The following is a 22,500-nucleotide window of genomic DNA, read 5'->3' on the forward strand; positions in this document are numbered from 1 at the left end:
GTCCGGCATCCCCGCGCTGATCGCGGAGGTGGAGAGCGCATCGCTGGTGCTGGACACGCCGGCCGCACGCCTTGTCGCGCGTGGCGGGGAACGGCCCCTCCTGCTCGATGAAGTCGAAGCGCTCCTGGCGTCGGGGGCGCTCGTGGTGGATGCATGCCGCAATGTCGTGCGGGTCGCAGACAACGTCGTCTCGCTGGCGACCCGCCCGGTGCTGTTCGCGCTGGCCCGCGCGCTGGCCGAAGCCTGGCCGGCTGACGTGGCAAGAAGTATGCTTATTGCGCGCGCTTTCCGCGGAAAGGACGCGGACGAATCACATCGCGCACGGTTACGGGTCGAAGTCGGGCGGCTTCGCGCGGAGCTTCGGAGTTTGGCGGATGTGAGCGCGACGAAGCGGGGCTTTGCGCTGGCCCCGCGCCGCGCAGGTGAGGTCGTCGTGCTGGCGCCACCCGTCGAAGAAGAGCATGCCGCCGTGCTCGCCTTTCTCGCCGACGGCGAGTCTTGGTCGAGTTCGGCCCTGTCGATTGTGCTGGGAGCCAGTTCGCGTACCGTGCAGCGAGCGCTCGAGCAACTCGCCCTGGCCGGCAAGGTGCAGTCGTTCGGCCGCGGACGGGCGCGTCGCTGGATGACCCCACCGCTGACGGGTTTCCCGACAATCTTGTTACTCCCCGGCCCACTGCCGGGCTACTAGGATGGAATCATGGAACGATCCGCAGCCGAAATCCTTCGAGAATATGGACCCTTTCCGGGTGTCGACCACGTAGACGGCGTTACCTTCGACGGTGAGCATGTCTGGTTTGCCTCAGGCGACAGATTGAACGCCTTCGATCCGGCAAGCGGCAAAGTGGTGCGCTCGATCGATGTCGCGGCACACGCCGGAACGGCCTTCGACGGCCAGCATCTCTATCAGATCGCCGAGGATCGTATCCAGAAGATCGATCCGAAGAATGGCCACGTCCTGGCGACGATCCCGGCGCCCGGCAATGGCGGTGATTCCGGGCTCGCCTGGGCCGAAGGAACACTCTGGGTCGGGCAGCATCGGGGCCGAAAGATTCATCAGGTCGATCCCGAGACAGGGGCAATCCTTCGCACCATCGTTTCCAACCGCGTCGTCACCGGCGTCAGCTGGGTCGACGGCGAGCTGTGGCATGGCACCTGGGAGGGCGAGGAGAGCGATGTCAGACGGATCGATCCTGAAACGGGAAAGGTCCTTGAGAAGCTCGATATGCCGCCGGGAACAGGCGTGTCGGGGCTCGAATCCGATGGCGGCGACCAGTTTTTCTGTGGCGGCGGAAACAGCGGCAAGATCAGAGCTGTTCGCCGGCCCAAACGAGGCTCGGCGACCAGAATCTGAGTTTTTGCCCTCCGTAGCCGTTTGATTTCGGGACCATTCGAGCTAACTGGTTTTTGCGGTTTTTAGCCCGGTGGTCCGAACCAGGTGTTCATCGCGTCTTGAAGACCATCCTGCGTCCTGTCGCCTACCCAAGCAACATATCCATCGGGTCGGATTAAAACTGCGGTTGGAGCGGAGACCAAACCTAGCGCAGGCAACTCCCATGGATCGTCCCATTTGGCGTAAACCAACTTAATGCGGTCTGACCACGGCTTGATGTCGAGGCTGCCCGGCGCGTCGAGATTCAAGAGCACTGGCCGCGCTTTTTGGAGGAGCGCAAATACGCGCATGGGACCATCAGGCGTGGCCAGGTCGAGGTCAGGAATGCGGCGGCCGACCAGCGGATGCCCCTGGCCGAGGTCGTAATGGATACCAAGTCCGGACATCTCGGCAGCGATCCGTTTGCGAGGCTCCTCCATCCCAAGGAGCTCTGATACGATTTCACGCAAGGCTTCAGTGCGATCATCAGTACGTTGCAATGCGACCTGTGCCATTGTCGTACGCAACACGCGGGCCGCAACCGGATGCCGCTCGATGTGATAAGTGTCGAGCAAGCGTTCAGGCGATGTTCCTTTCACCACTTGGGCCAACTTCCAACCGAGGTTCACCGCATCCTGCACACCGATATTGAGGCCTTGTCCGCCCACCGGGGAATGCACATGGGCGGCATCGCCCGCTAGGAGAACCCGGCCCTTGCGGTAAGCCGCCGCCTGCCGCGACATGTCCGTGAACCTGGAAATCCAGGTTGGGCTATGGATTCCGTAATCTGTTCCGCATGCGGCGACGAGCGCTTCGCGGAGATCGCGCAGCGTGGGCTCGGTCGTGGCGCCGACATTCTTTTCAGTGACCATGACGCCTATGGGACCTTTATCGGCAAAGACGACCTTGCCGTCACGAATTTCGTACTCTTCCCTGCCGAAGGCATGGATGCCAAGTGCGGTGCGATGAATGCCCAGTGGCGGCTCCTCCGCCATCTCGGCCTCGGCGAGGATGCTGCTGGTCGTCGCATCCCATCCTCGAAACTCAATGCCAGCAGCTTTGCGGACCAGACTGCGCCCTCCATCACACCCGACGAGATAGCTTGCCCGCAGCGACGCACCATCGGACAGTTCGATGGTGACGCCGGCGTCGTCCTGCACGAAACACGTTAATTCACGGGCGCGATAGATCGGCACTGCCAGCTCGCTGACCCATCCAGCGAGAATGCGCTCAATGTGTTTCTGTCTCAGCGCCAGCCCGTAGTTGTGGCGGGTCGGAAAATCGCTGATGTCTAAACGCATCGCCGCGAATCCCGTGACTTGGGCTATTTGTCCTTCGGCGAGGAACCGGTCCGCGATGCCGCGCTGATCGAAAACTTCGAGAGTGCGTGAACTCAGACCTCCAGCACGCGAACCGGCAAGCTCTTGGTTCGGGCGGCGTTCGACAATGGCTACGTCGATGCCTGCCAACGCCAACTCGCCTGCCAGGGTTAGGCCCGTCGGACCTCCTCCGGCAATCACGACTGCATGTTCTGTCATCGGCAAACTCCTCTGGCAGTTACGACTCCCAATGCAATGATCGCAGAGTCCCAGTGGTTGCCGTTTGGGTTAGTTCAGGCTCGCTATCAATTTTTCGAGCAGGCGAGCGAGCATGATCTGCTCCGGGCGTACTAACCCAGAAAGTATCTGGTGCTCGTTGGCGACGTGAGCGGTAACCGCCTCGTCAATCAACGCCAGACCCTTTTTTGTCAGCTGCACGACAATGCCGCGGCGATCGTCGGGGTGCGGCCCGCGCTTGATCAGGCCGGATTTCTCGAGCCGATCGAGGCGGTTGGTCATCGCGCCCGACGTCACCATCGTCGCCTCGTAGAGAGCCGTCGGCGTCAGCGCGTATGGCGGCCCGGAACGACGCAGCGTCGCCAGCACATCGAATTCTCCGGATTGCAGCCCGTAACTTGCAAACAGCGGCGCCAGCCGCTCTCGTGCGATCAGCGAGGCGGCCTCATTCAACCGTCCGAGCACCGCCATCGGCGAGACATCGAGATCCGGCCGTTCCTTTTTCCATTGCCCGATCGCTTTTGCTGCGCGATCCATGTCTCTCACCGTTATGTATCTTGACGTGAAGAATCTTTACCTTATCTTACCTCAGCTTGCGATATTGGCCAAGTGCCGCGAACGGGCGACGGGACGGTGCGATGAAATTTCTCTGGGACTCGGCGCTTGGCCTTCTGGTTGTCACCGGTGGACTGCTCGGCCTGACGCTGCCGTTCGGCAAGATCGCGACGGCGGCCGGCGTGGCCGCCATGGTCTGGGCCTTCGTCATCTCGCTTGGTGCCGGCGGCGTGCTTTTGTGCGCATTGCTGCTCAACGGGAAGCGCATGCGGCTTACGCCGCACAGGCTGCGCTATTTCTTCGTCACCGCGGCCGTCTCATATGCAATCCCCAATCTGCTGATGTTTTCAGCCATTCCGCATCTGGGCGCCGGCTACAGCGGCATCATGTTCACGCTGTCGCCGGTCGTCACGCTGGTGTTCTCGATGCTGCTCGGCGTCAGGCGCCCGACCATGCTGGGCATCGTCGGCATAGTCGTCGGTTTCGTCGGCGCAGTCATGGTGGCGGTGACGCGCGGCGAAGCGGGCCAGCCGGCCGAATTTTTCTGGGTTGCGATGGGCCTGCTCATCCCGGTCAGCCTCGCCGCCGGCAACATTTACCGTACCGTCGACTGGCCCGAAGGCACCGGCCCGATCGAGCTCGCCGTCGGCAGCCATCTGGCAGCAGCCTTGATGCTGGTTGCCGGCATTCTGGTCCTGCTTGGCGGCAATGCATTCGGCTCGCTCGGCGGCGTGCCGCTGGTCGCTGCGGCACAGGTGGCATCAGCCTCGGCGATGTTCGCCTTCTTCTTCCGCCTGCAAGCGGTCGGCGGCCCGGTCTATCTCAGCCAGATCGGCTACGTCGCGGCGGCGGTCGGGCTGTTTGCCGGGACCCTCTTCCTCGGCGAGCGCTATCAACTGCTGACCTGGGCCGGTGCCGTCACCATCAGCGCCGGCGTGTTCATCACCACCAAGGCGCAAAGCCAGAGGCCATAGGGGCCAGAAGGCGTAAGCTTCAGACGGATGCCTTCTCCGCCAGCACCATGTAGTTGACGTCCATGTCCTTCGAGCGCTGCCAGCGGTCGGCGAGCGGGTTGTAGGTGACGCCGGTGCGGTCGATGACGGTCAGGCCGGCGCCGGCAAGCGCCTTTTCCAGTTCCTCGGGGCGCACCAGCTTGCCGAACTGGTGGGTGCCGCGTGGCAGCCAACGCAGCACATATTCGGCGCCGATGATGGCCAGGCCCAGGGCCTTCAGCGTGCGGTTGATGGTGGCGACGAACATGATGCCGCCAGGCTTGACCATCTCGCCGCATTTGGCCAGGAACAGATCGACATTGGCGACATGCTCGACCACTTCCATGTTGAGGATGACGTCGAATTTTTCGCCGGCATCGGCAAGGTCTTCCGCGGTCGTGGCGCGATAATCCACGCTCACGCCGACTTCCGCCGCATGCAGCTTGGCCACTTCGATGTTGGTGGCGGAGGCATCGGCGCCGACCACTTCGGCGCCAAGCCGCGCCATCGGCTCGCACAAAAGCCCGCCGCCGCAGCCGATGTCAAGGAAGCGCAGGCCTTCGAACGGCCGTGCCGCACGCGGATCGCGGCCGAAGCGGGCCGCCACCTGATCGCGGATATAGGCAAGCCGGATCGGGTTGAACTTGTGCAACGGGCGGAACTTGCCGTTCGGGTTCCACCATTCGGCGGCAAGGGCGGAAAAGCGTTCCACCTCTCCGGCATCGATCGTCGATCGTCGGGGCTCTGGCATGGCGTGGTCTCCTCGGACGCTAGGAAGTCGGGCGCGAGGCTGCGAATGTCAAGGCGCGAAATTCACCGCCGGCGGTGCGATGCGCGCGATGCCTTCCGGCGCCGCCTTTTGCCGGCTGCATTTGTGTCAGCACGTGTCAGTTGATGGTGTGCCGGAAGGAAACGCCTAGGCTTTGGCGGACGAAGCAGAGACATCGGGTTCGGAGGAGTGCGCAATGATGCGAGCGGTTGCTTCCATTCTTTGGCGCCGGCTTGACCAGGAAGGCCACGACGCTTGCCTTCTGTCGGAATCGGGCTCTCGGTGGAACCTCAGGGGACAGGCGCTTTTCGTCCAGGACGGCGAGCCGTGCAGCATCGCCTACGAGGCGGACTGCGACGCCGATTGGCATACACGATCGGCGCGCGCCGACGGCTTTCTCGGCACGCAAGAGCTGCATTACAGGATCGACCGGCTGACCGAGCGCCAATGGACGCTGAACGGCGAGCATCAAGCGGAAGTCGACGGTCTCATCGATGTCGATCTCGGCTTCACGCCCGCCACAAACCTTTTGGCGCTTCGTCGTTTTGCCCTCGATGTCGGTATGGCGACGCCCGCGCCGGCAGCCTATCTGACATTTCCCGAACTCAGGCTCGTTCGCCTCGAGCAAACCTATCAGCGCGTCGATGCTGCACATTACGCCTATGCCGCCCCGATGTTCGGCTACCACGAGACACTGGAGGTCTCGCCGCTCGGTTTCGTCCTCGACTATCCGCGCCTGTGGAGAGCCACGGCACAGCTGGGCTGAAGCGAGCACCATTTTGGCAAGAAGCAGTGCAGGCGCGATGCTGCGCTGGTGTGTCGCCCGGCCGGCAGCGGCGGCACGCCTTGCGAAACCGCTATCATTTGGCTAAGGAGGCCGCGCATTGAGCGCCCGGCCACAGCTTGGCGCATTTTCCGCTTTTCGCCCTCCGGTCCGGCATCCAGTCAAAGGCATTTCGCTTCTATGGCGCGCATCGTGATGAAATTCGGCGGAACCTCCGTCGCCGACATCGCCCGCATCCGCAATGTGGCGCGTCATGTCAAACGCGAGGTCGGCGCCGGCCATGAGGTCGCCGTCGTGGTCTCGGCGATGGCCGGCAAGACCAACGAGCTCGTGCAATGGACGCGAGAGGCCTCGCCGATGCACGATGCGCGTGAATATGACGCCGTGGTCGCGTCGGGCGAGCAGGTCACTGCCGGCTTGCTGGCGATCGCGCTGCAGAATATCGGCGTGCATGCCCGCTCCTGGCAAGGCTGGCAGATCCCGATCAAGACCGACAACGCGCATGGCGCGGCGCGCATTCTCGATATCGACGGCGGATTCCTGATCAAGCGCTTCGGCGAAGGCCAGGTGGCGGTGGTCGCCGGTTTCCAAGGCATCGGGCCGGACAACCGGATCGCAACGCTCGGCCGCGGCGGTTCCGATACCAGCGCTGTCGCCGTCGCGGCAGCGGTCAAGGCCGACCGCTGCGATATCTACACCGATGTCGACGGGGTCTATACGACCGATCCGCGCATCGAGCCGAAGGCGCGGCGGCTGGCCAAGATTTCGTTCGAGGAAATGCTCGAAATGGCCTCGCTAGGCGCCAAGGTCCTGCAGGTGCGCTCGGTCGAGCTTGCCATGGTGCACAGGGTGCGTACTTTCGTGCGGTCGTCCTTCGACGATCCCGATGCACCCGGAATGGGGGATTTGCTCAATCCGCCGGGAACGCTTATTTGCGACGAGGAAGAGATCGTGGAACAGCAGGTCGTCACCGGAATTGCCTATGCCAAGGACGAAGCGCAGATTTCGCTGCGCCGTGTCGGCGACCGGCCGGGCGTCGCCGCCGGCATTTTCGGGCCGCTGGCCGAGGCCAACATCAATGTCGACATGATCGTCCAGAACATTTCCGAGGACGGCAAGTTCACCGACATGACCTTCACCGTGCCGTCCGGCGACGTCGACAAGGCGCTTGCCGTGCTCGAGCGGCTGAAGGCGACGATCGGCTACGATGTGGTGCAGTCGGAAGCCGGCATGTCGAAGGTCTCGGTCATCGGCATCGGCATGCGCAGCCATGCCGGCGTCGCCGCTACCGCCTTCAAGGCGCTGGCCGACCGCGCGATCAACATCCGCGCCATCACAACGTCCGAAATCAAGATTTCGATCCTGATCGACGGTCCCTATACGGAACTAGCAGTTCGCACTTTGCATTCCGTGTACGGTCTGGATAAGCAGTAGCAGACTGCATCGGCCCGAAAATCGGAATCGATTTTCGGAAGGCAGGATGCAGCGGATCGAAAATCTTGGAGCGGTCTTTATGCGTCCAATTGGACGATGGCGCTCTAATTGAGTTGTTGCGTTTGTGCCGCTGTGCAGGGCAACCTGCACCGGTTGAAATGCTATTGGAGGAAGAAGCCGCGATGCGTGATTCGGCCAGTGGCCCGCGCGTTTTGCTGAAACGGCTCCGCGAGCTCATGCAAGAGCCGCTGGAGCCGCAGGAGCGGCTTGACCGAATCGTGCGCGACATCGCCTCCAACATGGTTGCCGAGGTCTGCTCGCTCTATGTGCTGCGCGCCGATTCGGTGCTCGAACTCTACGCCACCGAAGGCCTGAACCCGAACGCCGTCCACTTGGCGCAGCTCAGGCTGGGCCAAGGCCTGGTCGGCACGATCGCGGCCTCGGCGCGGCCGCTCAACCTCTCCAATGCACAGGAGCATCCTGCCTTCGCCTACCTGCCGGAGACAGGGGAAGAAATCTATAATTCCTTCCTCGGCGTGCCGGTGCTGCGGGCAGGGCGGACACTCGGCGTCCTGGTCGTGCAGAACAAGACCATGCGCCATTATCGCGACGACGAGGTCGAGGCGCTGGAAACAACGGCGATGGTGATCGCCGAGATGATCGCCACCGGTGATCTGGAGCGGCTGACAAGGCCCGGCCTCGAGCTCGATCTGCGCCGCCCGGTAAGCTTTACCGGCCTGTCCTTCAATGAAGGCGTCGGTCTCGGCCATGTGGTGCTGCACGAGCCGCGCATCGTCGTCACCAATCTTTTCAACGAGGACAGCGAGGAAGAGGTCAGGCGGCTCGACGCGTCGCTCGGCTCGCTCCGGCTCTCCATCGACGACATGCTGGAGCGCCGCGATGTCGCCTTCGAGGGCGAGCATCGCCAGGTGCTCGAAGCCTATCGCATGTTCGCCAACGACCGCGGCTGGGTGCGCCGGCTCGAGGAGGCGATCCGCAACGGCCTGACGGCCGAAGCGGCGGTCGAAAAGGTGCAGAGCGACATGCGTGCCCGCATGCTGCACATGACCGATCCGTATCTGCGCGAACGGATGAGCGATTTCGACGATCTCGCCAATCGGCTGCTGCGGCAGCTGATGGGGCGCGGACCGGAGGACGTCGCGGCCTCGCTGCCCAAGGACGCCATCATCGTCGCCCGCTCCATGGGTGCTGCGGAGCTGCTCGATTATCCCAGGGACAAGCTGCGCGGGCTGGTGCTGGAGGACGGCGCCGCGACCAGCCATGTCGTCATCGTGGCGCGGGCCATGGGCATACCGGTCGCCGGCCAGATGAAGGGCGCCGTTTCCATGGCGGAAAACGGCGATGCCATCATCGTCGACGGCGAGGAAGGCGCGATCCATCTGCGCCCGCAGCCCGACCTCGAGGCGGCCTATGCCGAGAAAGTGCGTTTCCGGGCGCGGCGGCAGGAGGTCTACCGCGAGCTGCGCAAGAAGCCATCGGTGACCAAGGACGGTGTCCAGGTCGATCTTCTGATGAATGCCGGGCTGGCGGTCGACCTGCCGCAACTGGCCGAAGCGGGCGCGGCCGGCATCGGCCTGTTCCGCACCGAGCTGCAATTCATGGTCGCCTCGACCTTTCCGCGCGCGGAAGCCCAGGAGCGCTTGTANAAGCCGGTGACGTTCCGCACCATCGATATTGGCGGCGACAAGGTGCTGCCCTATTTCAAGGGCTCGATCCAGGAGGAGAACCCGGCGCTCGGCTGGCGCGCCATCCGCCTGACGCTCGACCGGCCTGGCCTGCTGCGCACCCAGATCCGCGCGCTGCTCAAGGCGTGCGGCGGGCGCGAACTGAAGCTGATGCTGCCAATGGTGACGGAACTCGGTGAGATCGCGCAGGCGCGCGAGATCATCGATCGCGAGGTCCGGCATTTGTCGCGCTTTGCCCATCATTTGCCGACCAGCCTTAAGGTGGGGGCGATGCTGGAGGTGCCGTCGCTGCTGTTCCAGCTCGACGAGTTGATGAAGGCGGTCGATTTCGTCTCGGTCGGCTCGAACGACCTGTTCCAGTTCGTCATGGCGGTGGACCGTGGCAATACCCAATTGTCCGACCGCTTCGACCCGCTGTCGACGCCGTTCCTGCGTGTTTTGAGGCAAATTGCCGATGCCGGGGCGCGCAACCATACGCCGGTGACCCTGTGCGGCGAACTGGCCGGCAAGCCGATTTCGGCGATGGCGCTGATCGGCCTTGGCTACCGCTCGATCTCGATGTCGCCGGCATCGATCGGCCCGGTCAAGGCGATGCTGACGGAACTGCCGCTCAGCGAACTGGAAGCGTTCTTCGACGACAATCTGATGGCGCCGGCGCATGGCCTGCCGATGCGGGCGCTGCTGCAAGCCTTTGCCGACGATCGCTCTATACCGCTATAGACTTCGCCATGATCAACCTGCCCCGCGACCGAATGGATCAAGTCGTCAAGCGTTTCGACATGCTCGAGGCGCAGATGTCGGCCGGGCCAGCGCCGGACGCCTATGTCAGGATGGCCTCCGAATATGCCGATATCCAGGAGATGGTGGCAAAGATCAGGGCACTGCGCGCCGCGGAGCACGAACAGGGCGATCTGGAGGCGATGCTCGCCGACAAGGGCACCGACGCCGAGATGCGCGCCTTGGCCGAGGCCGACCTGCCGGAGGTCAAGCATCGCATCGAGGCGCTGCAGAAGGACATCCAGATCCTGCTGTTGCCCAAGGATGCCGCCGACGACAAGAATGCCATCCTCGAGATCCGCGCCGGCACCGGCGGCGACGAGGCGGCGCTTTTCGCCGGCGACCTGTTTCGCATGTACGAGCGCTATGCCGCGGCGCATGGCTGGCGTTTCGAGACGGTCTCCGCCAGCGAGGGTGAGGTCGGCGGCTACAAGGAAATCATCGCCACCGTTTCGGGCAAGGGCGTCTTTGCCCATCTGAAGTTCGAATCCGGCGTGCACCGGGTGCAGCGCGTGCCGACGACCGAGGCGGGCGGACGCATTCATACCTCGGCGGCGACGGTCGCGGTGCTGCCGGAAGCCGAAGAAGTCGACATCGACATCAGGGCCGATGACATCCGCATCGACACGATGCGCGCCTCGGGTTCCGGCGGCCAGCACGTCAACACCACCGATTCGGCCGTGCGCATCACCCATCTTCCGACCGGCATCATGGTGGTGCAGGCGGAAAAGTCGCAGCACCAGAACCGGGCGAAGGCCATGCAGATCCTGCGCGCCAGGCTCTACGACCTCGAGCGCAGCAAGGCGGACGAGGAACGTTCCGAATCGCGCAAGTCGCAGGTCGGCTCGGGCGACCGCTCGGAACGCATCCGCACCTATAATTTTCCGCAGGGTCGCGTCACCGATCATCGCATCAACCTGACGCTCTATAAGCTCGACCGGGTGATGATGGGCGAACTCGACGAGGTCATCGACGCGCTGATAGCCGATCACCAGTCGAAGCTGCTCGCCGATATCGGCGTCGATGGCTGACAGCCTGCCCGCCACGCTGGCGCCGCTGCTGCGGGAGGCGCGAAACCGGCTCACCGCAGCCGGGATCGCGGATCCGGCGCTCGATGCCAGGCTGATCGTCGAGCATTTTTCCGGCACCAGTCGCACGCAGGCCATCGCCGATCCCGGGCGCGCTGTCGATGCGGACGTGACGGCGGTAATCGAAGCCGCCTTGCGGCGGCGCATCGCCGGCGAGCCGGTACACCGGATCCTTGGCTATCGCGAATTCTACGGCTTGCGCCTTTCGCTTTCGCCGCAAACGCTGGAGCCGCGGCCGGATACCGAAACGCTGGTCGAGGCTATACTGCCCTTCGTCAAGGCAATGGCGGCACGCGAGGGCGGCTGCCGCATCCTCGATCTAGGGACCGGTACCGGTGCCATCGCGCTGGCGCTGCTCAGCGCCGTTCCGGCCGCGACCGCCACCGGCGTCGATATTTCGCAGGAGGCGCTGGCCACAGCCATGCGCAATGCCGGGGAATTGGGGCTCGCCGGCCGGTTCACGGCGCTCAAATCCGACTGGTTTGAAAAAGTTTCTGGCCGGTACCATGTAATTGTCGCAAACCCTCCCTATATACCCTCAGACGACATTGGAAATCTGCAGGACGAGGTCCGCGGTTTCGATCCACGCCAGGCCCTCGATGGCGGCGTGGACGGTCTGAGCCCCTACAGGAAGATCGCCGCGGGAGCGGCAGCGTATTTGGAACTCCAAGGCAGGATTGCGGTCGAGATCGGCCATACGCAGCACCAACAGGTTACGGAGATATTCTCCGCGGCCGGGTACCGTTCGGTCGGGGTGTTTCGTGATCTCGGCGGAAACGACAGAGTTCTTGTGTTCGAACGGTGGAAGCCGTGATGCAGTGCGAAAAAAGCGCTTGGCAATACCGGGGAATGCGGCTAGGGTCGCGTTAACCGGATGAGACGAAGCAGGCAGTGCTCTTAGCGATTCGGTTTTCCTTGGAAATAGCTGCCTTCTTGCGCAAACGACGCCCAAGCTTCGTGCGGGAATCGTCCGGCAAGTGAAGTAACCGGAACAGGATGGCACGTGGCGCCAACGCAATTGATGCGGGCGAACGCCGGTGAAGGAACGAAACGGCTGGCCGCATGAGCGCCTCCGTTCGTGAAGAGTTTTTCGAAAATTTCAAAGTGAAGAGAGTCTAATGAGGCCACAACAGCAAAACAGGCGCATGCGCGGTCGCAACAACAGTGGCGGCGGCGGCAACAACAATAACAACAACAATCGTAAGGGGCCGAATCCCCTGACGCGTAACTATGAGAGCAACGGCCCGGACGTGAAGATCCGCGGATCGGCTCAGCAGATTGCCGAGAAGTACGCAACCCTTGCCCGTGACGCGCAAAGCTCCGGCGACCGGGTGATGGCGGAAAACTATCTCCAGCATGCAGAGCACTATAACCGCATCATCGCAGCCGCTCAGGCGCAGATGCCGATCCAGAACGCCCAACAGAATCGCGACGATTTCGACGATGACGGCGACGAGGATCGCGACGAGTTCGACAATGCCGGCAACAACAATGCCAACGAGACGTCGGGTTCGGCGGTCAATCACGGGGCCGGCCCGCAGCCGGTCATCGATGGCACGCCGGCCGAGCTGGCTCTGAACCAGGAAAACAGCCGCGACAATCGGGGCGGCCGCGATAACCGTGACGGACGCGACAACAATGGCGGACGCCACCGCGACCGTCGCCCCAATGGCGGTTACGGCCAGCGCGGCGAGTATGGCGCGCGCGGCGAGCAGCAGGGTGGACAGCGCGTCGAACAGCCACGGCGCGACGAGACGCCGGCGCAGGCGGAGCCCGTACCGGCCGCTGAGCCGGTCGTTGTGAGCGAGCCCGCACCGCAATTCGAAAACCTTTCGCCGGCGGGTCTCGCCGCCCAGGCCGAGCTCAACGAAGCCGCGGCCGAAAACAGCCCGGCACGCCGCCCCAGGCGTCCGCGCCGTCCGCGGCTCGATGTCGAACAGGCAAATGGCGGCAACGACAATGCCGTCCCTGACAGTGCCGAGACTGGCAAGGTCGATGCAGCGCCGGCTGAAGACGCCGGCGGTCAACCTATTATTGCCGACGTCGAGAATTGATCGAAGAAACGTTCAGGCGATCTTAGCGCATCGTTTACCCTAGGCGGCGGAGAGAAATCTCCGCCGTTTTTGTTTGCGCGCTCGGAATATTATGCGTTCGCCAGTGTCGAGTCTTGAGGGTCCGTGGTTTGCGTCCCATATCTTGCGTGAACAGGATCCGGCTCGAACGGGCGGGTCCGTCACCGCAATCTGATCCGGTGCCGCGAAGCGGGCCGGTGACGGAAGGAGACAGGCATGAATCTTGAAAAATATTCCGAGCGCGTGCGCGGCTTTATCCAGTCCGCGCAAACCATGGCGCTCTCCCGCAGCCACCAGCAATTCACCCCCGAGCATATCCTCAAGGTCCTTGTCGATGACGACGAGGGCCTGGCTGCGTCGCTGATCGAGCGCGCCGGCGGCAATGTCCGTGACGTCAAGCTCGGCGTCGAAACGGCACTGGAGTCAATGCCCAAGGTCGAGGGCGGCAATGGCCAGCTCTATCTGGCGCAGCCGCTGGCAAAGGTGTTTTCGACCGCCGAGGAACTGGCCAAGAAGGCCAGTGACAGCTTCGTTACCGTCGAACGGCTATTGCAGGCGCTGGCCATGGAAAAATCGGCCAAGACCGCCGACATCCTGTCCAAGGCGGGTGTCACGCCGCAGGCGCTGAACCAGGTCATCAACGACGTACGCAAAGGTCGCACTGCCGATTCGGCGAGCGCCGAGCAGGGCTACGACGCGCTGAAGAAATACGCGCGCGACCTGACGGCGGACGCCCGCGCGGGCAAGCTCGATCCGGTCATCGGCCGCGACGACGAAATCCGCCGCACCATCCAGGTGCTGTCGCGCCGCACCAAGAACAACCCAGTGCTGATTGGCGAACCCGGCGTCGGCAAGACGGCGATCGCCGAAGGGCTGGCGCTGCGCATCGTCAATGGCAATGTGCCGGAATCGCTCAAGGACAAGCAGCTGATGGCGCTCGACATGGGGTCGCTGATCGCCGGCGCCAAATACCGCGGCGAGTTCGAGGAGCGGCTGAAGGCGGTGCTTTCCGAAGTCACGTCTGCCGCCGGCGGCATCATTCTGTTCATCGACGAGATGCACACGCTTGTCGGTGCCGGCAAGGCGGATGGCGCCATGGACGCGTCGAACCTGCTGAAGCCGGCGCTCGCCCGCGGCGAACTGCATTGTGTCGGCGCAACCACGCTCGACGAATACCGCAAGCATGTCGAGAAGGATGCGGCCCTTGCCCGCCGCTTCCAGCCGGTCTTCGTCAATGAGCCGACGGTCGAAGACACCGTCTCGATCCTGCGCGGCCTGAAAGAGAAATACGAGCAGCACCACAAGGTGCGCATCTCGGATTCGGCACTGGTCGCGGCCGCAACCCTGTCCAACCGCTACATCGCCGACCGCTTCCTGCCGGACAAGGCGATCGATCTCGTCGACGAGGCCGCCTCGCGGCTCCGCATGCAGGTCGATTCGAAGCCCGAGGCGCTGGACGAGATCGACCGCCGCATCATGCAGCTCAAGATCGAGCGCGAGGCGCTCAAGGTCGAGAAGGACGATGCCTCGAAAGACCGGCTCGCCCGGCTCGAGAAGGAACTCTCGAACCTCGAGGAGGAATCGGCCGAGCTGACCTCGAAATGGCAGGCCGAGAAGCAGAAGCTCGGGCTTGCCGCCGACCTCAAGAAGCAGCTCGACGAAGCCCGCAACGAACTTGCCATTGCCCAGCGCAAGGGCGAATTCCAGCGCGCCGGCGAACTTGCTTATGGCAAGATCCCGGAACTCGAAAAGCAGCTGAAGCAGGCTGAAGCCAGGGATGGCAAGGCCGGCATGGTCGAGGAAGTGGTCGGTCCCGATCACGTCGCCCATATCGTCTCGCGCTGGACGGGGATCCCGGTCGACAAGATGCTGGAAGGCGAGCGCGATAAGCTGTTGCGCATGGAAGACGAGGTCGGCAAGCGCGTCGTCGGCCAGGGCGAGGCGGTGCAGGCGGTGTCAAAAGCGGTGCGCCGTGCGCGCGCCGGCCTGCAGGACCCGAACCGGCCGCTCGGCTCGTTCATGTTCCTCGGGCCGACGGGTGTCGGCAAGACCGAGCTGACCAAGGCCCTGGCCAGCTTCCTCTTCGACGACGAGAGCGCGATGGTGCGCATCGACATGTCGGAGTTCATGGAGAAGCATTCGGTCGCCCGGCTGATCGGCGCGCCTCCCGGCTATGTCGGCTACGAGGAAGGCGGCGCGCTGACCGAAGCGATACGGCGCCGGCCCTATCAGGTCGTGCTGTTCGACGAGATCGAGAAGGCACATCCGGATGTCTTCAACGTGCTGCTGCAGGTGCTGGACGACGGCCGGCTGACCGACGGGCAGGGCCGCACGGTCGACTTCCGCAACACGCTGATCATCATGACGTCCAATCTCGGCGGCGAATATCTGGTCAATCTCGGCGAGGACCAGGATGTCGACGTCGTGCGCGACGAGGTGATGAATGTCGTCAGGGCTTCGTTCCGGCCGGAATTCCTCAACCGCATCGACGAGGTGATCCTGTTCCACCGGCTGCGCCGCCAGGATATGGGCCAGATCGTCCAAATCCAGCTCAAGCGGCTGGAAAACCTGCTTGTTGACCGCAAGATATCGCTTTCGCTCGATCAGGAGGCGATCGACTGGCTAGCGGCCAAGGGTTACGACCCGGCCTATGGCGCGCGGCCGCTGAAGCGGGTGATGCAGAAGGAATTGCAGGACCCCCTGGCGGAAAAGATCCTGCTCGGCGAGATCCTCGACGGCTCAACCGTCAAGGTCACCGCTGGGTCCGACCGCTTGAACTTCCGCTCGAAGCCGGCAGTCGTGGCAACCGAAGCGGCCGCCTGAGCTCAAGCCAAGAGCCTGTTCCATCCCGATCGAATCGGGATGGAATTCCTATCTTCAATCTCGACCATGATCCTTTCCGAAAAACCGGCATACCCTTTTGTTACGCCGGCCTTCGGTTCATGGTCCAACATCACTGGCGGGGCGCAGATGACGCTGGACGACTATAACAGCTTCTGCGCCTCGCTGCCTTCGGCGACCCATGTCGTGCAGTGGGGCGGCGCCCATGTCTGGAAGGTCGGCGGCAAGGTCTTCGCGATCGGCGGCTGGAGTGAGGGCAAGGAGCCGTTCGTTACCTTCAAATGCTCCGACATCGCCTATGACGTGCTGAGGGAGCAGCCGGGCCTTCGGCCCGCGCCCTATCTTGCCTCACGCGGCATGAAATGGATCCAGCGCCAGACCGGCGAAAGCATGGATGATGGCGCGCTGAAGGATTACCTGCGCGAAAGCCACCGTCTTGTCGTGCTGAAGCTGACGAAGAAGGCGCGCAAGGAATTGGGACTCGCTGCCGGTTAATCGGTCAGAAATCCGCCATCTTCATGCCCGGTTCATATTGGAACCTTATCGTTGGCAACTGATTTGCTGGCGAGGGGGTTCGCCTACCACATCGGCCCGAAATCGAGTTTTGATTTTCGCAAAGCACGATTCGGAGATTTAAAGCGTTAGAGCGTCCTTTGCGCGTCGAAAAAGACGCGCGGCGCTTTGAAGAGACAATGCCGGCGGCGGCAATTACGGACCGGAGAATTTGGCCATCATGTTGCGCACCATCTTCACCCTTTCAGCGCTTGCTGCCGGGCTGCTGGCGTCGAATGCGATGGCCTCGCCAATAGTGGATACCGCGCCACGGGTGGTTCGTGCCGCCAATGGCGGCGGCATTCTTGTCGCCCAGAACGGCAATCTCGATATCTACTACGATGCCAGGGGAAACCGCGTCATCGTCGATGCGGAGACCGGCAAGGTCATCGCCATCCAGCCGCCGCAGACCAGGCTCGACCGCCGCGCCTTGCGCCGCGAGCGCTTGCGCAACCTGGGACCGGTCGAGGACGACCCCTATTATCTCGACGACCCTGAGGACACGGCGCGGTTCCGCCGCAGGCAGATGGAAGACGAGGGCAGGGTCATCATACCGCCGGCTGACGAGTACGACCCCTATGGCGACAATTCGGTGGAAGCCTTCCCCGAAGCGCCACGGGATGACGGCTACGGCAACGGTTATCCGGAGGCAGCGCAGCCGGTAAAGCCGCGCACCATCGAGCGCCAGCCGCTCAACGAGGCCTCGATCGAGCCGGTCGAGCCGACGGTGCCGAACGAGCAGGCGGCCTTACCGCCAGACACAGCCCCGCCGCCAAGCACTGGCGGCAAGACGGCGGTCGACCCGTCGCTTGCGCTCGGCGCCCGCGAGGACGTGGCGGCACTGCAGGTGCTGCTCGACCGTGCCGGTGCATCGCCCGGCGTCATCGACGGACGCTTCGGCTCGAATGTCGACAAGGCACTCGCCGCCTATAACGAAATCACCGGCAGCAATCTGAAATCGACCGACGCGGTCGGTATCCAGGCGGCCCTGGCGCAATCCGGCGGCGATGCCTTCGCCTCCTACACGATCACGCCCGAGGATGCGGCCGGCCCCTATGTCGCCTCGATACCGGAGGACTACAGCCAAAAGGCCCAGCTCGATCGGATGGGCTACACGTCGGTACCCGAAGCGCTGGCCGAGCGCTTCCATATGGATGAAACCTATCTGAACAAGTTCAATCCGGACGCCAATTTCAATCGTCCGGGCACCATCATCAAGGTCGCCAATTTCGGCAGGCTGGTGGCGACGCCGGTGGCGCGCATCATCGCCGACAAGTCCAATAAGCAGGTCCGCGCCTATGATGCTGCGGGCAAGCTGGTCGCAGCCTATCCGGCGACTATCGGCTCGTCCGACACGCCGTCGCCGTCCGGCACGCATGCGGTGTCGCGTGTCGCATTGGACCCGAACTACACCTACAACCCGAACATCAATTTCAAGCAGGGCGAAAACGACAGGATCCTGACCATCCCGCCGGGGCCGAACGGCCCGGTCGGCTCGGTCTGGATTGCGCTGGACAAGCCGACCTACGGCATTCACGGCACGCCGGATCCGTCCAAGATCGGCAAGACCGAAAGCCATGGCTGCGTGCGGCTGACCAATTGGGACGCGCGCGAGCTTGCCAAGATCGTGACGCCCGGCGTTATCGTGGAGTTCGTCGACTAAAGCGCAACGCCTTCGCCCGAATCACCCGATGACCTTGCGCAGCAGTGGCGCGCGCAGCGCTGCGGCATAGATCAGCTGCACCACCAGGATGAAGCCGACGCTGAGCAACGGGCTGATCAGGCAGAGTGCAGCGCCGACGGCCCACAGGATCTGTGCCTTGACGATGCGCAGATAGACCGTTCGGGTGGTCTCCGCGTCGACACCTTCGGCCAGAAATCCGTTTTTGTCCGCGTAGCGCCAACTGGCGAGCAGCGTCAGTCCGAGCATCAAAAGATTGAACCAGTACACGAGCACCGCAGTCCTGAATTCGAGGAAGTCGGCGAGAAGGTCGGTCGAGAACGGCAGCAAGGCGATGAAGCCGAGGAAACAGAGGTTCAGCGTGGCAAGCCGCCGGTCGGATTTTGCAATCAGCCCGTGTTGCGCCTGCTGGCCGAACCAGAAGATGGTCAGCGTCAGGAAGCTGAGCGCATAGGTCAGGAAGCGCGGCGCCAGTGCTGTGATCGCTGTGATCAACTCGCGTTCGGAATGCACCGTTTCATGCGCCGGCACCCTGATCTCGAGAACGATCAGGGTGAGCGCGATGGCGAACACGCCGTCGGTGATGCCGACGACGCGCCCGCGTCCTTCCGCCGAGGGTTCGAGCGGTCGTTTCATGCGGTATTTCCCCCTTGCCTGTAGCGCTGCGAGAAGCTTAGCACGGCACTTGCCGTTTGCACCCTGAGCGGCGTGATCCTGCCTGTGTGGCCAGGTTGGGCCTGGTTTCAACGAGAACAGCGTGCTGGCCGGTTGTCGCCGGCGCGCCGGCGATCTAGGTAAGGCGGCATGCACACGCCAACCAAAGTCGGTACCGGCGCCGTTCCCCTGACCGGCTCACTTCCCGCCGATACGTTCTGTCCGCAGGCGCAGCGGCGGTTCGTGCTGATCGCCGCGATCCTGGCTTCTGCGCTCGGCTTCATCGACGGGTCGGTCCTGGCCATTGCGACGCCGGCGATCCGCGTCGACCTCGGCGCCAGCCTCGCCGAGGCACAATGGATTTCCAATGCCTACGCATTGACACTCTCAGCCCTCATTCTCGTCGGCGGCGCCGCCGGCGATCGCTTCGGCCTGCGCCACTCCTTCGTCGCCGGCATCGTCCTGTTCATTGCCGCCTCGCTTGCCTGCGCGCTGGCGCCTAACCCGACGGTGCTTATTGCGTTTCGGGCTATCCAGGGTGTCGGAGCGGCCATCATGGTGCCGGGCAGCCTGGCCATTATCGCCAAAGCCTATCCGAAAAAGGAACGCGGCCGGGCGATCGGCATCTGGGCCGCAGCATCAGCACTGACGACGGCGCTCGGCCCGGTGCTGGGCGGCTTCGTGCTGTCGGCGTTCGGCGACGGCATCTGGCGGGCGATCTTCGCCATCAATCTGCCGCTCGGCCTTATCTCGGTCTATCTTCTGCTGGCCAAGGTCCCTGCCGACGCGCCGGCGGAAAAGCGCGGCCTCGATCTCGGCGGCGCTGCACTCGCCATATTGGCGTTCGGAGCTCTCGCTTACGGTCTGACCTCGATGAGCGGCGACGGGGAGGGGCTGATGTCCGGCCCGAGTATTGCCGCCGGTGCGGTTTTGCTCGTCGTGTTCATCGTCTTCGAGCGCCGGCGGCGCGAGCCGATGATCGAGCTGTCGTTGTTTCGAATCGGCGCGTTCGCGGGCGCCAATGTGGCGACCTTCTTCCTTTATTTCGCGCTGTCGGCCAATCTGTTCTATCTGCCGATGCTCATGATCGCCGGATGGGGGCTGAGCGCGGCCGAGGTCGGTTTCATCTTCCTGCCGCTTTCGGCATTAATCGCAGTGTTGTCCGGACCGGTCGGCCAGTGGTCCGACCGCATCGGGCCTCGCTTTCCGATCGCCAGCGGCAGTCTGGTTGTGGCTCTTGCCTTTGCCGGACTTGCCCTGCTGGCCTATTGGGGCATCCACAATTTCTGGATCGGGGTATTCCCGCTGATGGCTCTGATGGGGTTCGGCATGGCGCTGGTGGTATCGCCGCTGTCGACCGCCGTCATGACGGCGGTCGAGGACAAGGATACGGGTGCGGCCTCGGGCATCAACAACGCCGTCTCGCGCATCGGCGGCCTGATTGCCGTGGCGGCGATGGGATCGCTGGCGGCCTGGGTCTATGCTGGCGTGCTCGGCACCGCTGCCGGCTCCGGCATTCCGGGTTTCGGCGAACCGCCGCCAGCCGGCCTGGCGCCCGGCCTCGATACGGCACGACTTGCCGCCAGCGACGCGGCATTCGCCGCCGTTGCCGCGGTGACCGCGCTGCTTTGCCTGTTTTCGGCAATCACCGCGTGGACGACGGTTTCCGGCGAGCGGCTGCCATGGGCGCGCGACACGGCGAATCAGCAGGGCTGACGACGAAAAACGTCGGCTCAGCCTTCGATCTTGGCGCTCGCGACCTTCAACTGATTGCTGTCTTCCTGCTTGAGCAGGTCGTCGATGCGTTCGCGCTCGCGCTTGAAGGCGACGAGGTCGTCGCCCTTCAGCGTCTTACCGACCGGTAGGCGGACGCGCATCGAATCGACCTTTGTGCCGTTGACGATCAGTTCGTAATGAAGATGCGGACCGGTGGAGAGGCCGGTTGAGCCGAGATAGCCGATAACCTGACCCTGGCGAACGCGAACACCCGGCTCGATGCCTTTGGCAAAGGCGCTCTGGTGATTGTAGGACGTCTCGTAGCCATTGGCGTGACGCAAGATGATCTGCTTGCCATAGCCGCCGGCCCAGCCGGCCTTTTCGACGACGCCGTTGCCCGCGGCAATGATCGGCGATCCCACGGGAGCTGCCCAGTCGGTGCCGGTGTGCATTTTCACATACCCCAAAATGGGGTGACGCCTGGCACCGAACCCGGACGTAAACCGGCCATTGGGCAAGGGATTGCGCAGCAGAAACTGCTCGGCGCTGCTGCCGTTTTCGTCGAAGTAGTCGGTGCTGCCGTCCTGCATCTGGAAACGATAGAAATTTCGTGTCGTGCCGCCGAAAGTCGCGGAGACGTAAAGCAGCTCGGATTCGTCAGACGCCTGGTCGTCGCCATCGGGCTGCGAGAACAGCACCTCGATGCGGTCCGTGGGATTGAGGCGCGACTGAAAGTCGACACCGGATGCCAGCAACTTGATCAGCCGTTGCGTCATCGCCTTGGACATGCCGTAGGAATAGGCGGTGCGGTAGATGCCGTCATAGATGTTCGGCAGATTGCCGCGCACTATGGGCGCAGGCGAATCGTCGAACGCCGTCAGCAATTCGGGATTTGGCTCCGGCTCCTGCGCCGGCACGTACTGGTCGTGGTCGTCGAGCGCGATGGTGACGATGTGCTGGGTCCTGTCGTACACGCTGGTGCGAACGATCTTGGCGGCGTCGCCATGGACCTCGAGCCCAACGCGCAGCACGGTTCCTGCCTTGAGGGCCGTGGCATTCAGCAATTTGGCGATCGCCTCGGCCATCCCGGTTGCGTCGTCACCGGTATAGCCCGAATCGGCGAAGGCCTCGGCAATGTCGAGATCCTTGGTGAAGGGGATGATTTCCTCGGCGAAGGCCGGCGCCTGATCGTCGACCGCGGCACGCGGCGACACCGAGACGTTTTCCGGGACGATCTTGACGTCATAGGAGCCGGCCATGCTCTCGGCGAAGCCGTCACCGAACCGCTGTGGGTCGACATAGTGCAGCGACGCGACCTGGACGGCGCCGTCGCTCAGATCGGTGCCGGCCTCGTGCACCACCTTTTCCACCTCGTCGGCCGAAAGGTCGCTCTTTTCGTCGAAGGCCGCCGTCTCGATCGGGAAATCGACGGTCTTCAGGCTCATCTCGCTTTCGACCTTGGCGCCATAGATCTGGCTGGCGGTGGCGGCTGCCGGCTGGGCGGCATTGTCGTCGCCATTGCCAAACACCTGCATCGGGTCGAAAGGCGGATAGGAACGGCTGGTCGTGTGACCGGCGGCAAGCGCCATCTTGATCTGCACGAAAGGCATGGTGTGGATGACGTCGCGGTCGCCAACCTTGGTCACCATCGACACTTCCATGCGCCGGCGATCCTTGGCCTTGGCGATCTGGCGCAGCGCGACCAGCCGTGTCGTCTTGGCGGTCTCACCGGAATCGTCGCCACTGGCAAGGCTGATCAGTTCGGCGATCTCGGGTGGCGTCGCCAACTGCTGGCGGCCGTCAAGCGCTGCAAACAGCGCCACGCCCATCAGCACGCTCGAGGTCACGCCGGTAAGGAAGGTGCCCGACAGCCAGCGCGCCGAAACCTCGCGCCGGTCGGGAGGGCCGCTGCGGCCGTCCGCGATCAGCGGCGGCTCGTTGCCGAGGTCGGCTA

General features: G+C 63.5%; 17 protein-coding genes and 1 pseudogene (1 of these 18 only partly in view). 13 read left to right on the forward strand and 5 right to left on the reverse strand.

All coding sequences use genetic code 11. The features are described from left to right. Window positions 1-688 (forward strand): annotated as a pseudogene (locus X773_RS46290) (helix-turn-helix domain-containing protein); the annotation flags it as partial. A gap of 9 nt (window positions 689-697) precedes the next feature. Next, window positions 698-1,351 carry a hypothetical protein gene (locus X773_RS46295; RefSeq protein ID WP_023675144.1) on the forward strand — a complete coding sequence of 218 codons (654 nt, stop codon included), beginning with the start codon at window positions 698-700 and terminating at the stop codon, window positions 1,349-1,351. A gap of 62 nt (window positions 1,352-1,413) precedes the next feature. On the opposite strand, the gene X773_RS46300 is transcribed toward X773_RS46295, so the two are convergent. Together X773_RS46300 and X773_RS46305 are read right to left on the reverse strand one after the other, a co-directional pair. Further along, a complete protein-coding gene (locus X773_RS46300; RefSeq protein ID WP_023675145.1) occupies window positions 1,414-2,907 on the reverse strand; it encodes an FAD-dependent monooxygenase in 1,494 nt (497 codons plus the stop codon). Between the two features lie 69 nt (window positions 2,908-2,976). After that, on the reverse strand, window positions 2,977-3,462 hold the full coding sequence (locus X773_RS46305; protein WP_023675146.1) for a MarR family transcriptional regulator: 486 nt from the start codon (window positions 3,460-3,462) through the stop codon (window positions 2,977-2,979). Window positions 3,463-3,563: 101 nt separating this feature from the next. On the opposite strand from X773_RS46305, the gene X773_RS46310 reads away from it, so the two are divergent. Beyond that, a complete protein-coding gene (locus tag X773_RS46310; RefSeq protein ID WP_023675147.1) occupies window positions 3,564-4,454 on the forward strand; it encodes a DMT family transporter in 891 nt (296 codons plus the stop codon). Window positions 4,455-4,473: 19 nt separating this feature from the next. Here the strand turns inward: X773_RS46310 and ubiG are convergent, their stop codons facing one another. Then, on the reverse strand, window positions 4,474-5,223 hold the full coding sequence (gene ubiG, locus X773_RS46315; RefSeq protein WP_023675148.1) for a bifunctional 2-polyprenyl-6-hydroxyphenol methylase/3-demethylubiquinol 3-O-methyltransferase UbiG: 750 nt from the start codon (window positions 5,221-5,223) through the stop codon (window positions 4,474-4,476). A gap of 214 nt (window positions 5,224-5,437) precedes the next feature. Here ubiG and X773_RS46320 point away from each other — a divergent pair, with 214 nt between their 5' ends. The 9 genes from X773_RS46320 (at window position 5,438) to X773_RS46360 (ending at window position 18,158) form a co-directional block, all read left to right on the forward strand. Beyond that, window positions 5,438-6,007: a putative glycolipid-binding domain-containing protein gene (locus X773_RS46320; protein ID WP_023675150.1), complete on the forward strand. Its 570-nt coding sequence runs from the start codon at window positions 5,438-5,440 to the stop codon at window positions 6,005-6,007. A 198-nt stretch (window positions 6,008-6,205) separates the two neighbouring features. Then, the gene (locus X773_RS46325; RefSeq protein ID WP_023675151.1) at window positions 6,206-7,459 is read left to right on the forward strand and encodes an aspartate kinase; all 1,254 of its coding nucleotides are present in this window, start codon (window positions 6,206-6,208) and stop codon (window positions 7,457-7,459) included. Between the two features lie 182 nt (window positions 7,460-7,641). Beyond that, window positions 7,642-9,885 carry a phosphoenolpyruvate--protein phosphotransferase gene (gene ptsP / locus X773_RS46330; RefSeq protein WP_023675152.1) on the forward strand — a complete coding sequence of 748 codons (2,244 nt, stop codon included), beginning with the start codon at window positions 7,642-7,644 and terminating at the stop codon, window positions 9,883-9,885. A gap of 8 nt (window positions 9,886-9,893) precedes the next feature. Further along, window positions 9,894-10,973 carry a peptide chain release factor 1 gene (gene prfA / locus X773_RS46335; protein WP_023675153.1) on the forward strand — a complete coding sequence of 360 codons (1,080 nt, stop codon included), beginning with the start codon at window positions 9,894-9,896 and terminating at the stop codon, window positions 10,971-10,973. Next, window positions 10,966-11,844, forward strand: a complete 879-nt coding sequence (prmC, locus tag X773_RS46340) for a peptide chain release factor N(5)-glutamine methyltransferase (protein ID WP_023675154.1) — start codon at window positions 10,966-10,968, stop codon at window positions 11,842-11,844. The genes prfA and prmC overlap by 8 nt, the downstream gene beginning before the upstream one ends. Window positions 11,845-12,175: 331 nt before the next feature. Then, window positions 12,176-13,084: a DUF4167 domain-containing protein gene (locus X773_RS46345; RefSeq protein WP_036238178.1), complete on the forward strand. Its 909-nt coding sequence runs from the start codon at window positions 12,176-12,178 to the stop codon at window positions 13,082-13,084. 234 nt (window positions 13,085-13,318) lie between these two features. Further along, the gene (gene clpB, locus X773_RS46350; protein WP_023675156.1) at window positions 13,319-15,925 is read left to right on the forward strand and encodes an ATP-dependent chaperone ClpB; all 2,607 of its coding nucleotides are present in this window, start codon (window positions 13,319-13,321) and stop codon (window positions 15,923-15,925) included. A gap of 147 nt (window positions 15,926-16,072) precedes the next feature. Continuing rightward, window positions 16,073-16,438: an MmcQ/YjbR family DNA-binding protein gene (locus X773_RS46355; RefSeq protein WP_023675157.1), complete on the forward strand. Its 366-nt coding sequence runs from the start codon at window positions 16,073-16,075 to the stop codon at window positions 16,436-16,438. A 238-nt stretch (window positions 16,439-16,676) separates the two neighbouring features. Continuing rightward, a complete protein-coding gene (locus X773_RS46360; protein WP_023675158.1) occupies window positions 16,677-18,158 on the forward strand; it encodes a L,D-transpeptidase family protein in 1,482 nt (493 codons plus the stop codon). A 21-nt stretch (window positions 18,159-18,179) separates the two neighbouring features. Here X773_RS46360 and X773_RS46365 read toward each other — a convergent pair whose 3' ends face one another. Next, the gene (locus X773_RS46365) at window positions 18,180-18,812 is read right to left on the reverse strand and encodes a TMEM175 family protein (protein ID WP_023675159.1); all 633 of its coding nucleotides are present in this window, start codon (window positions 18,810-18,812) and stop codon (window positions 18,180-18,182) included. A 168-nt stretch (window positions 18,813-18,980) separates the two neighbouring features. Here X773_RS46365 and X773_RS46370 point away from each other — a divergent pair, with 168 nt between their 5' ends. Beyond that, window positions 18,981-20,546 carry an MFS transporter gene (locus X773_RS46370; RefSeq protein WP_023675160.1) on the forward strand — a complete coding sequence of 522 codons (1,566 nt, stop codon included), beginning with the start codon at window positions 18,981-18,983 and terminating at the stop codon, window positions 20,544-20,546. A gap of 17 nt (window positions 20,547-20,563) precedes the next feature. On the opposite strand, the gene X773_RS46375 is transcribed toward X773_RS46370, so the two are convergent. Continuing rightward, window positions 20,564-22,500: the 3' portion of a M23 family metallopeptidase gene (locus tag X773_RS46375; RefSeq protein ID WP_023675161.1), read on the reverse strand. 22 nt of this gene lie beyond the right edge of the window; the window shows 1,937 of its 1,959 coding nt (coding positions 23-1,959); its start codon lies beyond the right edge, outside the window — the gene reads right to left on this strand; the stop codon is at window positions 20,564-20,566.

It is taken from the genome of Mesorhizobium sp. LSJC280B00 (genome assembly GCF_000502835.1).
Classification (GTDB): domain Bacteria; phylum Pseudomonadota; class Alphaproteobacteria; order Rhizobiales; family Rhizobiaceae; genus Mesorhizobium.